This is a genomic window from Tardiphaga robiniae (assembly GCF_001618955.1).
In the GTDB taxonomy this organism is placed as follows: Bacteria; Pseudomonadota; Alphaproteobacteria; order Rhizobiales; family Xanthobacteraceae; genus Tardiphaga; species Tardiphaga robiniae_A.
Window position 1 is genome coordinate 441,163 of the sequence record NZ_LVYV01000001.1, and the last position, 14,125, is coordinate 455,287.

Consider the following 14,125-nt stretch of genomic DNA (forward strand, 5'->3'; position numbering starts at 1 on the left):
CGGCCCTTGAGACATGGCAAAACTCGCCTAACTTATAAGCAAGTGCCTGAATATGAGTCGCGCGCTGCACTCAGATCGCATTGCGCGATTTCGGACCTGGATGTGTCCTGAAGGCTATAGTGCTGATGTTGAGTCGCGATCGGAAAGACGCGTTCCGTTACCACCTTTAGGAGCATCGCGACCAACAGGACGGCCGACCAGCAAGGAGAGAGGGATCATGTACAACGATTCTCTGTTCAATGCGTTCGCTAGAAGTTACGAAGCCCGAAGTGAGACGGACATGTCGATGTCCGAGTATCTGGAATCCTGCAGAGGGGACCCGATGCGATATGCGAACGCGGCGGAACGCCTACTGGCGGCGATCGGCGAGCCTCAAATGATAGATACGGCCAAGGATCCACGCCTTGGCCGTATTTTTTTGAATCGTACCATCCGTAGCTATCCAGCCTTTGCCGGCTTTCACGGCATGGAAGATACGATCGAACGCATCGTCGCCTTCTTCCGCCATGCGGCGCAGGGCCTCGAAGAGCGCAAGCAGATTCTCTATCTGCTCGGCCCGGTCGGCGGCGGCAAATCATCGCTTGCCGAGCGCCTCAAGGCCTTGATGGAAGTCCATCCAATCTATGTGCTGAAAGCTGGCGACGAGCTCAGCCCGGTCTATGAAAGCCCGCTCAGCCTGTTCGATCCCGACACGCTCGGCCCAATGATCGAAGAGAAATACGGCATTCCGCGCCGGCGGCTTACGGGTCTCATGAGTCCGTGGTGCTATAAGCGGCTCGAAGCTTTCGGCGGCGACATCTCGCAATTCCGCGTCGCCCGCATCCAGCCGTCGCGATTGCGCCAGATCGCCATCGCCAAAACCGAACCCGGCGACGAGAACAACCAGGACATCTCCTCGCTGGTCGGCAAGGTGGATATCCGCAAGCTCGAAATCTTCGCCCAGAACGATCCCGACGCCTACAGCTATTCCGGCGGCCTCAACCGCGCCAATCAGGGCGTGCTCGAATTCGTCGAAATGTTCAAGGCGCCGATCAAGATGCTGCATCCGCTGCTGACGGCGACGCAGGAAGGCAACTATATCGGCACCGAAAATATCGGCGCAATTCCGTTCACTGGCGTTATTCTCGCTCACTCCAACGAGTCCGAGTGGCAGAGTTTCAAGGCCAACAAGAACAACGAAGCCTTCATCGATCGTATCTGCGTCATCAAGGTGCCCTACTGTCTGCGCGTCACCGAAGAACAGAAGATCTACGAGAAGCTCATTCAGGGCTCCGAACTCGCCACCGCACCTTGCGCACCGGCGACGCTGGAAACCCTGGCGCGCTTCTCCGTGATGTCGCGGCTGCGCAAGCACGAGAACTCGACGACCTTCGCCAAGATGCGGGTCTATGACGGCGAAAGCCTGAAAGAGTCGGATCCGAAGGCCCGCAGCGTTCAGGAATACAAGGACGCCGCCGGTGTTGATGAAGGCATGGACGGTGCCTCGACGCGCTTCGCGTTCAAAGTCCTGGCCGCGACCTACAATCACGACACGTCGGAGATTGGCGCAGATCCCGTACACCTGATGTATACGCTGGAGCAGGCGATCCGCAGGGAGCAGATGCCTGATGAAGTCGAAAAACGTTATCTCGAATTCATCAAGGCCGAGCTGGTACCGCGTTATGCGGAGTTCATCGGTCACGAAATCCAGAAAGCTTATCTGGAATCCTATTCGGACTACGGCCAGAACCTGTTCGATCGTTACGTCGACTATGCCGATGCCTGGATCGAGGATCAGGACTTCAAGGATCCTGACACCGGACAATTGCTCGATCGCGAATTGCTCAATCAGGAACTGAGCAAGATCGAAAAGCCGGCCGGAATCGCCAACCCCAAGGACTTCCGCAACGAAGTCGTGAAGTTCTCGCTTCGCTCGCGGGCACAGAACGGTGGAAAGAATCCGACCTGGACGAGTTATGAGAAGATCAGGGAAGTCATCGAAAAGCGCATCTTCTCTCAAGTTGAAGATCTGCTTCCAGTGATCTCCTTCGGATCGAAGAAGGACGGCGAGACCGAGAAAAAGCATGACGACTTCGTCGCGCGGATGGTCGTTCGCGGCTACACCGAGCGCCAGGTTCGCCGTCTCGTCGAATGGTACATGCGCGTGAAACAGGCCGGCTGACGCAAGGAGCCAACATAACGTGGCCATGCATATCGTCGATAGACGCCTGAACCCGAGCAGCAAGAGTCTTGAGAACCGCCAGCGGTTCTTGCGACGCGCGAAAGCTCTGGTTCAGGGAGCCGTCAAGAAAGCCTCCCAGGACCGCGACATCAAAGACGTCCTGGAAGGTGGCGAAGTGTCCATCCCGCTCGACGGGATGAACGAGCCCCGGTTTTATCGCGAAGGCGGGATTCGCGACCGGGTGTTGCCCGGCAACGTGAAATTTGTGGAAGGTGATTACCTTCAGCGACCGCAATCGAAGAGCGGCAGATCGAATGATGCCGGTGAAGGCGACGGCGAGGATGCGTTCCGGTTTGTGCTCAGTCGGGATGAATTCGTCGACATGTTCCTCGACGACCTGGAACTGCCGGATCTTTCCAAGCGCAAGCTGGCCGAAGTCGAGAACGAAGGCCTGCGCCGTGCCGGATATACGACGTCGGGCTCGCCTGCCAATATCTCGGTCAGCCGCACCGTGCGCTTGGCCATGGCGCGACGGGTTGCACTGCAGCGACCACGACCGGAAGCCATTGCACAGCTGGAAACTGAACTGGAGCATTGCAGTGACGAGCGCCGCCCCGAATTGTTGGCAGAAATCGAACGACTGAAATCCAAGATGCGGCGGATTCCCTTCATCGATCCCATCGATATCCGCTATCGCCGCTTCGAGAACGTGCCGAAGCCGGTGGCGCAGGCGGTGATGTTTTGCCTGATGGACGTCTCCGGCTCGATGTCCGAGCACATGAAGGATCTCGCCAAGCGGTTCTACATGCTGCTCTACGTCTTCCTGACGCGTCGCTATCGCAAGGTCGAGATCGTCTTCATCCGTCATACCGACCGCGCCGAGGAAGTCGACGAGCAGACCTTTTTCCACGGCCCCGCATCGGGCGGCACGCTGGTTTCCAGCGCGCTGCAGGCCATGCATGAGATTGTGCAGTCACGCTATCGCCCCGCCGACTGGAACATCTATGCCGCACAGGCCTCGGACGGCGACAACTCCTATGCCGACGGCGATCTCTCCGGCCGCCTGCTCAAGGACATGATTCTGCCGGTGACGCAGTTCTTCGCCTATCTGGAAGTAGGCGAGTCCGGCAGCCATCCGTTCGAAATGTCGGAATCCTCGCTATGGACACTGTATCAGCGACTGCGCGCGGAAGGAGCGCCGCTGTCGATGCGCAAGGTCAATGACCGCAGCGAAATCTTCCCGGTGTTCCATGACCTATTTCAGCGTCGCCAGGCCAAAGAGAGGGTGGCTCCATGACAGACCGTCTCTACGAAGGCGCGGACTGGGACTTCGCTACATTGCAGCGCATCCACGATGCCTGCGAGGAGATTGCCGAAAAGGAGCTCGGCCTCAGCGTCTACCCGAACCAGATCGAAGTCATCACCGCCGAACAGATGCTGGACGCTTACTCGTCCGTAGGCATGCCGCTGTATTACAAGCACTGGTCGTTCGGCAAACAATTCGCCCATCAGGAAGCGTCCTATCGCAAGGGCCTGATGGGCCTGGCCTATGAGATCGTCATCAACTCGTCGCCGTGCATTTCCTACCTGATGGAGGAAAACACGGCGACCATGCAGACGCTGGTGATCGCCCACGCCGCCTTCGGCCACAACCATTTCTTCAAGAACAACTACCTCTTCAAGCAGTGGACCGATGCCGACGGGATTCTCGACTATCTCGATTTCGCCAAGGGCTATGTGGCGCAGTGCGAGGAAAAGCATGGCCGCGCAGCGGTGGAGCAGACGCTCGACGCCGCTCACGCGCTGATGTCGCACGGCGTCGATCGCTATCCCGGCAAGAAATCGCTGGATTTGCGGGCCGAGGAAAAACGCGCCAAGGAACGCCGCAACCACGAAGAAACCTCGTTCAACGATCTGTGGCGCACGGTGCCGACGGGGCGGACGAAGAGTGCCTCACTGCTCAGCGCGGAGCGACGACGCGCCCTGCTCGGCCTGCCGCAGGAAAACCTGCTATATTTTCTGGAGAAAGCCGCACCGCGGCTACAAACCTGGCAGCGTGAACTGCTGCGCATCGTCCGGCACATCTCGCAATATTTCTACCCGCAAGGTCAGACCAAGGTGATGAACGAAGGCACGGCCACTTACGTGCACTATCGCATCATGACCCGGCTGCATCAGACCGGGCAGATCTCGGACGGCAACTTCCTGGAATTCCTGCAATCGCACACCAATGTCGTGTTCCAGCCGAATTACGATGACCGGCGCTTCTCGGGCTTCAACCCCTATGCGCTCGGCTTCGCAATGATGCAGGACATCGAAAAAATCGTCACCGATCCGACCGACGAAGACCGCGCGTGGTTTCCCGATATCGCCGGCAAAGGCGACGCCATGGCGGTGCTGCGAGATATCTGGGCGAACTACCGCGACGAGAGCTTCGTCAGCCAGTTCCTTAGCCCACGACTGATGCGCCACATGCGGATGTTCCACCTGCATGACGATCCGGCGGTGTCGGAAGGCATCCGCGTCGATGCCATCCATGACGAGCGTGGCTATCGTCGCGTCCGACGTGTGCTGGCGCGTCAGTACGACGTCGGCCTGATCGACGCGAATGTCGAAGTGGTGGACGTCGACCTCGCCGGCGATCGCCGGCTGATGCTGAAGCATTCGGTGCTCAATGGCGCCCTGCTGAACGAGGCCGACGCCAAACGGGTGCTGCAGCATCTCGCCGATCTCTGGAGCTACGACGTCTCGCTTGCCGAGGTCGATGCCTCCGGCCTGGTGCTCAAGGAACACGTCGCCCATCCTCGCGTGATGGCCGCGGCCGCTTGATCAATCCCCTTACGTTCCCTCCCGCAAACTCCCCTGCCCGGCTTGTCGCCGGGCGGGGACTTTCGCTCGGAAGGAATATAGGGTAGGGGACTATCCTATGTCACATCTCACCGCTAACAAGACCAAGCTGCTCGCCCGGGTCCGTCGGCTCGCCGGCCAAATGGTCGCCATCGAGAAGGCCATCACCGAAGACGCCGGCTGCGCCACGATCCTGCATCAAGTCGCAGGCGTGCGCGGCGCCGTGAGCGGGCTGATGGATGAACTGATCGAGGACCATGTCCGCGAGCATGTCGCCCATCCCGGTCTCAGCGCCGACGACCGTGCGGCCGGCGCCGAAGAACTCATCGCCGCCATCCGGCGCTACGCAAAATAGGAGACGCGCATGACCGCGCCCGGAGATATCGACGCCCTCGCCCACGACCATGTGTTTCTCGGCGACAGTCACGACGACAATACCCGCCGCACCCTATGGGTGGTCGCCCTCACTACTATCATGATGGTCGGCGAAATCGTTGCCGGCACAGTCTTCAACTCGATGGCGCTGCTGGCTGACGGCTTCCACATGGCGACCCATGCCGTGGCGCTCGCCATTGCTGCGGGCGCCTATGCCTATGCACGCCGCAACGCACATAACCGCCGCTTTACTTTCGGCACGGGCAAGGTCGGCGATCTCGCCGGCTTTGCCTCCGCGTTGGTGCTGGCGATCATCGCCATCGGCATCGCCGTCGAATCCGTGCAGCGGCTATTCAATCCGTCCACAGTCGCCTTCGGCGAAGCCACGGTGATCGCCGTCATCGGCTTGATCGTGAATATCGCCAGCGCGTTTTTGCTGAGCGGCGGGCATCATCACCACGGCCACGATCATCACGACCATCACCACGGTGCGCATCATCGCGACAATAACATGCGCTCCGCCTTCATGCATGTGCTGGCCGATGCGCTGACCTCGGTGCTAGCCATCGCCGCGCTGATAGCCGGCCGCTATCTTGGCTGGGTCTGGCTCGATCCTGTGATGGGTATCGTCGGCGGCATCGTCATCGCCGCCTGGGCGTGGAATTTGCTGCGCGACACGGCGGCCGTGTTGCTCGACACATCAGATCCGCATCTCGAACAGGAAATCCGCGACGAGGTGGAGCGCCCCGGCGACGCCCGCATCTTCGACCTCCACGTCTGGCGCGTCGGCCCCGGTGCGCATGCTGCGATCGTCGGCTTTGCCGGCGGAGCGAGCACAGAGACGGTGCGGCAGCGCCTCACGGCCGTGCATGAATTGCAGCACGTGACTGTGGAAGCACGCTAGCGCCGGACGCACATCTCCCACGTTACGAGCCATGCGGCGAAGCGGGTTGGCATTCGCCGCTTGGCTGATTAACCTGACGTCATCATCGCCAGCCAAATGGCGGGACGTGCCGATTGCGGCGCGCAAAAAAACGTCTGGGACGGACATGCAAGGACAGATAGCGCCGGACACCTCAACGCCGGCCACCCGCCATGAAGTTCTCTACCGCGAACGCGTCGTCACCTGTTTCTCCGATCGTCCGCCGACCCTCGACGCCATGCTGCGCGCCGCAGTCGCGCGGAAGCCTGATGGCGTCGCGCTGGTGCTCGGCGAAAAACGAGTCACCTATGCGGAGCTCGACCGCGTCGCGGAGAATGTCGCCCGCAATCTGATCGCCTCCGGTTTCCGGAAAGGCGAGCGCATCGCGATACTGCTCGGCAACTGCCTGGAATTCATCTTCTGCGCGCTCGGCGCCGTCCGCGCCGGCATGATCGTCGTCCCGCTCAATGCGCGGCAACGCGCCCCCGAGATCGACTATGTGTTGCAGCAGTGTGGGACCTCAGCTCTGGTCTATGACGCCGACTGCAAGGCCAACCTGCCCGCACCGCGTGCGGACTTGCGCAATCAGTGGGTGGTCGGCAGCGGACGCGCGGCATCGTTTACGGAGCTGATGAATGATGCGCCTGCCGCTGCGCTTCCCGAACTCCATCAGGAAGACACCGCTTTTCTGCTCTATACATCGGGCACCACAGGCAATCCGAAAGGCGCGATGCTCACCCATGTGAGCATCATCCACTCGGTGCTCAACTTCCAGCACGGCTATGGCCTGCATGACGGTGACGTCACTCTGCTGGCGGTCCCAGTGTCACATGTCACCGGGCTCGTGGCGCTGATCCTTGCGACCATCCATGTCGCCGGAACAACGGTCATCCTGCCCGCCTTCAAGGCGCCGGAATTTCTCGCTGTCGCGGCGCGCGAGCGCATGACCTACACGCTGATGGTGCCGGCAATGTATAATCTCTGCCTGCTGCAGCCGGATTTCGATCGTCACGATCTGTCCTCATGGCGCATCGCCGGCTTCGGCGGGGCGCCGATGCCGGAAGCGACTATCAAGCGGCTCGCCGAGGTGCTGCCGAAGCTCAATCTCTGCAATGCCTATGGCTCGACCGAAACCACCTCACCCGCGACAATGTTTCCGCCCGGCTCGCCGGCCGGCAAGATCAATTCGGTCGGGCGCCCCGTAATCGGCGCGCATATCGTGGTCGCCGATGACGACGGGCGCGAGGTGCCGGCCGGTCAGAACGGCGAATTGCTGATTGCCGGCGCAATGGTCGTGCCGGGCTATTGGGACAATCCGGATGCGACTCGCACCGGCTTCGTCGGCGGCTACTGGCGCTCCGGCGATATCGGCCGCATGGATGCGGATGGCTATGTCTATGTGGTCGACCGCAAGAAGGACATGATCAATCGCGCCGGCTTCAAGATCTACTGCACCGAGGTCGAAAACGTGATGTCACATCATCCGGCCATCCTCGAAAGCGCAGTGGTGGGCAAACCGGATCCAGTGCTGGGCGAACGCGTACACGCCTTCGTCTACAGCCTCGATGGCGGCAACGAGGCCGACATCCGCAAATACTGCGCGGAGCGACTGTCCGATTATAAGGTGCCGGACACCATCACCTTCCTGAAGGAGCCGCTGCCGCGCAACGCTAACGGCAAGATCCTCAAGACCGAGCTACGCAAGATGATGGCGAGCTGATCACCAAGCGGCGACAGCACCATCCGAGCGTGGGTCCGTCGCGCCTTCGAGCACGCCGTTGGCGTGCAGCACGATGGCCCCGGCATGGCCCATGGTGCCGGTATAGCTGCCGAGCACTTCAACCACGTGACCAGCATCCCGAAGCTGCTGGATCAACGCGGGATCGAAGCGATCCTCGACCTTCAGCGTGACGCTCTCGTCGCCCCAGGTCTTGCCGAGCAGCCAGCGCGGCGCCGTCACCGCCTGCTGCAGTGGCATGCCGAACATGCCGTAGCGCGAGAACACCGCCGACTGCGTCTGCGGCTGACCTTCGCCGCCCATATTGCCATAGACCATACGGCGGCCGTCATCGAAGATCGCCATCGCCGGATTGAGCGTGTGGAACGGCTTGCGACCCGGCTTCAGCGCATTCCAGCCACTCTCGGCAAGCCGGAACGAGGCGCCGCGATTCTGCCAGCAGATGCCGGTGTCCGGCAGCACCACGCCGGAGCCGAATTCGAAATAGACCGACTGGATGAACGAGACCGAGCGGCCCTGACCGTCGATGACACCGAGCCAGATGGTGTCGCCGGGCTTGCGGACATGCGGCCACGGCAGCGCAATCTTGCGATCGATGTGACGCGCCAGTTCATCAAGCTTCGCGTTCTCAAGGAACGTCGCGGGATCCACCGTCATGTGATCGGGATCGCCGACATGCTCGTCGCGGATGATGAAGGCCTGCTTGGTGGCCTCGACCAGACCGTGAATGTGATCGAAACCTTCCGCCTGGGTGACGCCGAGCCGATCGAACATCGCGAGGATCATCAGCGACGATAGACCCTGCGTCGGCGGCGCCATGTTGAACAGCTGCGCGCCGCGCACCGTGGTCGACAGCGGCGGACGCTCGGTGGCTTGATGGTTCTGCAGATCGGCCCCGGTGACGGGCGATGCGACCTTGGCGAGGTCAGCGGCGATCGTGTCGGCCAGCTTGCCGTTGTAGAAACTCTCGAAGCCCTCGGCGGCCAGACGCTTCAGCGTCGCGCCGAGCGCCGGCAGCTTCATGATATCGCCTTCGGCCGGCGCCTGCCCGTTCGGCATGAAAGTCCCGGCGAAATTCGGCTGGTCCTTCAGCTCCGCGAATTTCTCAGACGTCAGTTCGGATTGGCTGCGCGTAACGACGATGCCATTTTCGGCATAATAGATCGCACTTTCCAGCAGCCGCTCGCGCGCCATCGGCTGCTGCCAATGCTGCGAGATATCCAGCGCTTTCTGCCAGCCGGACACGGTCCCGGCGACGGTGTTGGCAGCGAGCGGTCCGCGGAACGGAATCGCCGAAGCGCCCTTCGACGCATAATAAGCAAGATCCACCGCTGCGCCGGCGCGGCCGCAGGCATCCACCGTGATCGGCGCCTTGCCGGGCTCGGCGATCAGCCAGAAGCCGTCGCCGCCGATGCCGGTCATGTGCGGATAGACCACTGCGAGCGCCGCCGCTACGGCGATCGCCGCTTCCACGGCGGTCCCGCCGTCCTTGAGCACATAGAGACCGGCCTGCGACGCCAGGTGATGCGGAGAGGTCACCATGCCCCGTCGCGCGCGCGGTGTTTCAAGCATTCGTCGTCTCCAGAACTCGTGGCATGCCAGCTTTGTTTGGCGCAGTCGTAACGGGTCTGGCCGATGATTCAAGCCTTTCGGACGACCTTGCCGTCCCGCGCGACCAGCCGGCCATTCTTGTAGACCGCGCGGCGCTCTGGCAGAGCGACCACGGCCTGCGGCACGTGCGGTGCATCGATGGCGACGAGGTCGGCCTTGGCGCCGACGCGGAGGCCGTGATCCTCCAGCCGCAATGCCTTGGCGCCACCGGCGGTGACAATGTCGAAGGCCAGCGTCAGGTCTTCGTCGGTGTTGAAGCCGGAGCGGTAGCCGATCATCATGGCGCGGCCGAGCATGTCGCCGTCGCCATAGGGCCACCACGAGTCTCGAATATTATCGCAGCCGCCGAACACCGTGACGCCGGCAGCGCGCAACAGCTTCACCGGCGGAAACGGCCGCGCGCCCGGCGCATTGGTCATGATGGCCACGCCGCTCGAAGCCAGTGCCTCCGCCGTGCGCTGAACCACGTCAGCCGCGACATCGCCAAGCGAATAAGCGTGGCTGATGGCGACATGGCCCTGCATGCCCAATGCCCGCGTGCGCGCGCAGATCTGTTCGATCTCGAAAATGCCGAGCATCGAGGGATCATGCAGATGGATGTCGACATCGACGCCGCGTCGCTCGGCAATGCCGAACACCACGTCGAGATGCTTCTCGACATCGCGATCGAATCCGCCGGGATCGAGGCCGCCGATCACGTTTGCACCGAGATCGAAGGCGGCATCAAGCAGATCCGGCGTACCGGGGCTGCGCAGGATACCGCTCTGCGGGAACGCAACGAGCTGGATGTCGATGACATCGTGATGCGCTTCGCGCACCGCGAGGATCGTCTCCAGTGATTTGAGACCGACCGAGCCGTCGACCATCACATGGCTGCGCATCCGCGTGCTGCCGTGGCCGAGGCAAAGCTCGAGCTGGCTCTGCGCGCGCTCGGCCATCGGCGCGGCCTGGGCCATGTTGTCGGCCTGGATAGCGACGCGCTCCTGCACGTTGAAGCCGTTCGAATACGGCACATGCGGCCGCCAGACGTCGCCGTAGAAACTGGTGTCAAGATGGATGTGACCTTCGACGAAAGACGGGATCACCAGCAAGCCGCTGAGATCGACGGTGTCGGCTGCCCGCGGCGCCGGATCGCTGGCCGGTGCGATCGACGCGACGCGACCGCCGCTGACGGCAATCGCGTTGAGGCTACCGTCGGCGAATTTCGCCGACGTAAACACGGTGTCGATATCAGCCATCCCCAGCCTCCGCTATTGATACGTCGCCACGATATCGGCGACGGCGCGCTCGAGTTGCTGCGCCGTCGCGCATTGGCGCACGACATTGCAGAAGGTCGCATAGCGCGGCATTTCGGAATCGCCGAAGCCCCAGCCCATGCGGCCCTCGGGATTGAGCCAGACCAGCCGCTTCGAGCGCTCGCCGATGCGGCGCAGGATGTCGGCGCGCGGATCCAGATTATTGCTGCGGGCATCGCCGAGCACAATGACCGTGGTCTGAGCCGTGATCGCACTCATGAAACCCTTCTCGAAATCGACGAAGGAGCGACCATAGTCGGACGAGCCATAGCCAACCGACGACATGATCTGCTTCATCGCCTCTTCAGGCTTGTTCTTCTCCAGGACTTCACTGACTTCGATCAGGTTGCCGGAAAAAGCGAAGGAGCGCACATCGGACACCACTTCATGCAGGCTGTGGATCAGCAGCAGGAAGAAGTCGGAGACCTGTGCAACCGAGCCCGAGACATCGCAAATAGCGACAATCTTCGGTTTGTCACGATGACGGCGCTTCCATGCCGTCATGAACGGCACGCCGCCCCAAGCAGCATTGCGGCGGATGGTGCGGCGGACGTCGAGATGGCCACGGCGCTGCCGTTTGCGTGGCTTGCTGAAGCGCTCGCGCAGCCGCCGCGCGATCTGCCGAATCAGAACACGCATCTGCGCGATCTGCCGCTGTTCCAGTCGCGCCATCGGCGCATTGCGCAGGATCTCATTGCGCAACGCTTCCTTCTCCTCGCGGCCATAGAGCAGCAGCGCCTGCGCGACCATCTCGCTAACGGTCTCGCGCAGACTACCGAGCGCCGTTGCAAGCCGTTCTGCATCTGCTGGATTGCGGATCGTGAGCGCGTCGATGTCGTCGCGCAGTTGCGCGATCCCGAGCTGCTCGAGCACCCGGCTGGCAAACAGCCCCCGCTGGGTGAAGACACGGATGTCGGTCAGGCCGGCGGCATTCGATGCGTTTGAAAGCGCAGCGGCAATGGCGGCGCGATCCTGCGCCAACAGCATCTGCGCCAGCGAACCGAGTTCGGTCGAAGCCTGTGCCGACGCGGTGCCCGCCGCGGCTTCGGTCTCGCTTCCCCCCTCGCCAGTCTCGTCGTCATTTGCCCCGGGCGGCGCTTCGAAATCAGGATGGGTGAAGAACGTGTCGAAACAGGCAGCGAGCGCCGCCTTCTCGTCGCCGGATTTCGCCAGCGTCAGCAGCAGCGCATCGCGCAGGATGCCGCGATCGGAGGGACCGACCTCGGCGACCGCGCGCATCGCATCGATACTTTCGGCGGGCGAGATTCTCACCCCGGCGCCGCGCGCCGCCCGAAAGAACCGATGCAGGGTGTCACGCATCGACTAACCGAACACGCCTTGCCGGCCGGACTTGGCGACAAAACCCGAGACCTGCGGCAGCGTGGCTTCGATATCTCCCTCATACTTTAAAAGTACATTGAGCGTGTCCTTGACCATCTCATGGCCGAGTTCGGATGCCCCGAGCAGCACCAGCACCTTGGCCCAGTCGATGGTCTCGCTGACCGACGGTAGTTTCTTCAGGTCCAGCGTGCGGACCTGATTGACGAAACCGACAAGCTGCTTGCGCAGTGTCGCGGAAACACCGGGCACGCGGGTTTCGACGATGCGCTCTTCGAGCTTTGGTTCGGGGAAGCCGATATGCAGATGCAGACAGCGGCGCTTCAGCGCGTCGCCAAGATCGCGCTCGCCGTTCGAGGTCAGGATCACGGTCGGTGGTACGATGGCTACGACAGTGCCAAGCTCGGGGATCGTGACCTGGAAGTCGGATAGAATTTCGAGCAATAGCGATTCGAATTCGGCGTCGGACTTGTCGATCTCGTCGATCAGGAGCACGCAGCCCATCGGCTGTTCCAGCGCACGCAGCAACGGGCGCGGCTCGACGAATTCCTTGGAGAAGAACACGTCACCAAAATCATGCAGCTGCTCCAGCGCCTTGTCGAGCGTATCGGCGCCGCCCAGCACTTCGCCGAGCTTGTCTTTCAGGATCTGGGTGTAGAGCAGCTGCTTGGCGTATTTCCACTCATACAGTGCCTTGGCCTCATCGAGGCCCTCATAGCACTGCATGCGGATCATCTCGAGGCCGCGCGACGCCGCAATCGCCTTGGCGAGTTCGGTCTTGCCGACGCCGGCCGGGCCTTCGACGAGGATCGGCTTCTCGATCTTCTCGGCGAGATAGACAGCGGTAGCGATCTGCCGGCTGGCGATATAGCCGGCGGAGGCCAGACTGCGCTCAACGGCTTCGATCGATGCTGAACTGGTGTTCTCGGCCACGCGCTTTACTCCGGATTTCGTATACTGGAATAAGCCACCGCGCCTGCGCCCGGCTCATTCCGGCGTCCTGATTTGCTACGTGGTTCAGTCGACGGCGTCCAGCGCCAGCGGCTCATCGCTCAGTTGCGGCGACTGGGGGCCTGACAATTGAGCGCCTTGCGGTAACCTGCGGCGCGGGCGTCATCCTCGCTGCAGAACCAGCGGTCCGGCTTCGGCTGGGTCGCGTAATTCTGGCATTGGGGAATGAGATAGACGCCAACATGGCCGGTAAACTTGGCGCGGCGGACCTGTTTCGCCCGGATATTGCAGCCCGCCGGCATCGCGAGATCGGCGGGAAACAGCGCCGCGCGTAGCTCCTTGTCCTTGTCGCTCCGACAGGCCGAGCCGAGCAATGGGCTGTCGCTCGCCTTGCGGCGGAACTCCGCGGGCGTCACGAAACACCCGCGCCACAGCCCTTGGCGCTTGTCCTTGGCAGCCGTCTCATCGGGCTTGAAGCTGGTCTTGGCGCTTACCTTGTCCGACGGTTCGATACTCACCGCATAGCCCGATTGGGTCACCGCCTGATTGAGGCTACCCGTCTCGCCAACGACGCTACAGAGACCGGCGCGACGATTCTTGTAGATCTTGTCCTCGCCAAGGTCCTCGCAGCGAACCTCGCGCTTGCCGATCAGTTTCACCAGCTGGTCTCTTGCCTCGACACCGCAGGCCCAGTTGTCGGCATGCTCGTCGACACAGGGCTGATCCACCTCCGGCGCGTCCAGGCCGGCAAGCTTGTAGGCGACATTGCCGATCTGGATGGTGTCGCCGTCCTTGACGATGGCTTCGACCGCCGAGGCCGGGTTGGCGACAAGCAGCAGGAAGAACAGGGACAGGATGCGCATCAATCTGGTCTCGGGATCGGCACG

General features: G+C 61.9%; 11 protein-coding genes. 6 read left to right on the top strand and 5 right to left on the bottom strand.

All coding sequences use genetic code 11. The features are described 5' to 3' along the window. Positions 1 to 217 precede the first annotated feature (217 nt). From A4A58_RS02155 to A4A58_RS02180, 6 genes are all read left to right on the top strand, one after another. Complete coding sequence (locus A4A58_RS02155; RefSeq protein ID WP_068729367.1) at positions 218 to 2,161, top strand: PrkA family serine protein kinase; 1,944 nt, start codon at positions 218 to 220, stop codon at positions 2,159 to 2,161. A 25-nt stretch (positions 2,162 to 2,186) separates the two neighbouring features. Next, positions 2,187 to 3,458, top strand: coding sequence for a YeaH/YhbH family protein (locus tag A4A58_RS02160; RefSeq protein ID WP_068729370.1), 1,272 nt, complete (start codon positions 2,187 to 2,189; stop codon positions 3,456 to 3,458). Then, the gene (locus A4A58_RS02165; protein WP_068729372.1) at positions 3,455 to 4,990 is read left to right on the top strand and encodes a SpoVR family protein; all 1,536 of its coding nucleotides are present in this window, start codon (positions 3,455 to 3,457) and stop codon (positions 4,988 to 4,990) included. Before A4A58_RS02160 ends, A4A58_RS02165 begins: the two co-directional genes overlap by 4 nt. A 97-nt stretch (positions 4,991 to 5,087) precedes the next feature. After that, the gene (locus A4A58_RS02170) at positions 5,088 to 5,363 is read left to right on the top strand and encodes a metal/formaldehyde-sensitive transcriptional repressor (RefSeq protein ID WP_068729374.1); all 276 of its coding nucleotides are present in this window, start codon (positions 5,088 to 5,090) and stop codon (positions 5,361 to 5,363) included. A gap of 9 nt (positions 5,364 to 5,372) precedes the next feature. Continuing rightward, entirely contained in the window at positions 5,373 to 6,287 is a 915-nt protein-coding gene (gene dmeF, locus A4A58_RS02175) for a CDF family Co(II)/Ni(II) efflux transporter DmeF (RefSeq protein WP_068729376.1), read from the top strand. A 145-nt stretch (positions 6,288 to 6,432) separates the two neighbouring features. Continuing rightward, positions 6,433 to 8,025 carry a class I adenylate-forming enzyme family protein gene (locus A4A58_RS02180; protein WP_068730388.1) on the top strand — a complete coding sequence of 531 codons (1,593 nt, stop codon included), beginning with the start codon at positions 6,433 to 6,435 and terminating at the stop codon, positions 8,023 to 8,025. Here the strand turns inward: A4A58_RS02180 and A4A58_RS02185 are convergent, their stop codons facing one another. From A4A58_RS02185 to A4A58_RS02205, 5 genes are all read right to left on the bottom strand, one after another. Further along, positions 8,026 to 9,615 carry a gamma-glutamyltransferase family protein gene (locus A4A58_RS02185; RefSeq protein ID WP_068729378.1) on the bottom strand — a complete coding sequence of 530 codons (1,590 nt, stop codon included), beginning with the start codon at positions 9,613 to 9,615 and terminating at the stop codon, positions 8,026 to 8,028. A 68-nt stretch (positions 9,616 to 9,683) separates the two neighbouring features. Continuing rightward, complete coding sequence (locus A4A58_RS02190; protein ID WP_068729380.1) at positions 9,684 to 10,892, bottom strand: amidohydrolase family protein; 1,209 nt, start codon at positions 10,890 to 10,892, stop codon at positions 9,684 to 9,686. Positions 10,893 to 10,904: 12 nt separating this feature from the next. Continuing rightward, on the bottom strand, positions 10,905 to 12,269 hold the full coding sequence (locus A4A58_RS02195; protein WP_068729382.1) for a vWA domain-containing protein: 1,365 nt from the start codon (positions 12,267 to 12,269) through the stop codon (positions 10,905 to 10,907). A gap of 3 nt (positions 12,270 to 12,272) precedes the next feature. After that, on the bottom strand, positions 12,273 to 13,220 hold the full coding sequence (locus A4A58_RS02200) for an AAA family ATPase (protein WP_068729384.1): 948 nt from the start codon (positions 13,218 to 13,220) through the stop codon (positions 12,273 to 12,275). Positions 13,221 to 13,339: 119 nt separating this feature from the next. Further along, positions 13,340 to 14,101 (bottom strand): thermonuclease family protein, encoded by a 762-nt coding sequence (locus tag A4A58_RS02205; RefSeq protein WP_192855876.1) that lies wholly within the window; start codon positions 14,099 to 14,101, stop codon positions 13,340 to 13,342. Between the last annotated feature and the right edge of the window lie 24 nt (positions 14,102 to 14,125).

What these genes read in the sequence shown, in the direction of transcription:
- A4A58_RS02155 (WP_068729367.1), top strand. Translation starts at nt 218, where the DNA reads ATGTACAACGATTCTCTGTTCAATGCGTTCGCTAGAAGTTACGAAGCC.
- A4A58_RS02160 (WP_068729370.1), top strand. Translation starts at nt 2,187, where the DNA reads ATGCATATCGTCGATAGACGCCTGAACCCGAGCAGCAAGAGTCTTGAG.
- A4A58_RS02165 (WP_068729372.1), top strand. Translation starts at nt 3,455, where the DNA reads ATGACAGACCGTCTCTACGAAGGCGCGGACTGGGACTTCGCTACATTG.
- A4A58_RS02170 (WP_068729374.1), top strand. Translation starts at nt 5,088, where the DNA reads ATGTCACATCTCACCGCTAACAAGACCAAGCTGCTCGCCCGGGTCCGT.
- dmeF (WP_068729376.1), top strand. Translation starts at nt 5,373, where the DNA reads ATGACCGCGCCCGGAGATATCGACGCCCTCGCCCACGACCATGTGTTT.
- A4A58_RS02180 (WP_068730388.1), top strand. Translation starts at nt 6,433, where the DNA reads ATGCAAGGACAGATAGCGCCGGACACCTCAACGCCGGCCACCCGCCAT.
- A4A58_RS02185 (WP_068729378.1), bottom strand. Translation starts at nt 9,615, where the DNA reads ATGCTTGAAACACCGCGCGCGCGACGGGGCATGGTGACCTCTCCGCAT.
- A4A58_RS02190 (WP_068729380.1), bottom strand. Translation starts at nt 10,892, where the DNA reads ATGGCTGATATCGACACCGTGTTTACGTCGGCGAAATTCGCCGACGGT.
- A4A58_RS02195 (WP_068729382.1), bottom strand. Translation starts at nt 12,269, where the DNA reads ATGCGTGACACCCTGCATCGGTTCTTTCGGGCGGCGCGCGGCGCCGGG.
- A4A58_RS02205 (WP_192855876.1), bottom strand. Translation starts at nt 14,101, where the DNA reads ATGCGCATCCTGTCCCTGTTCTTCCTGCTGCTTGTCGCCAACCCGGCC.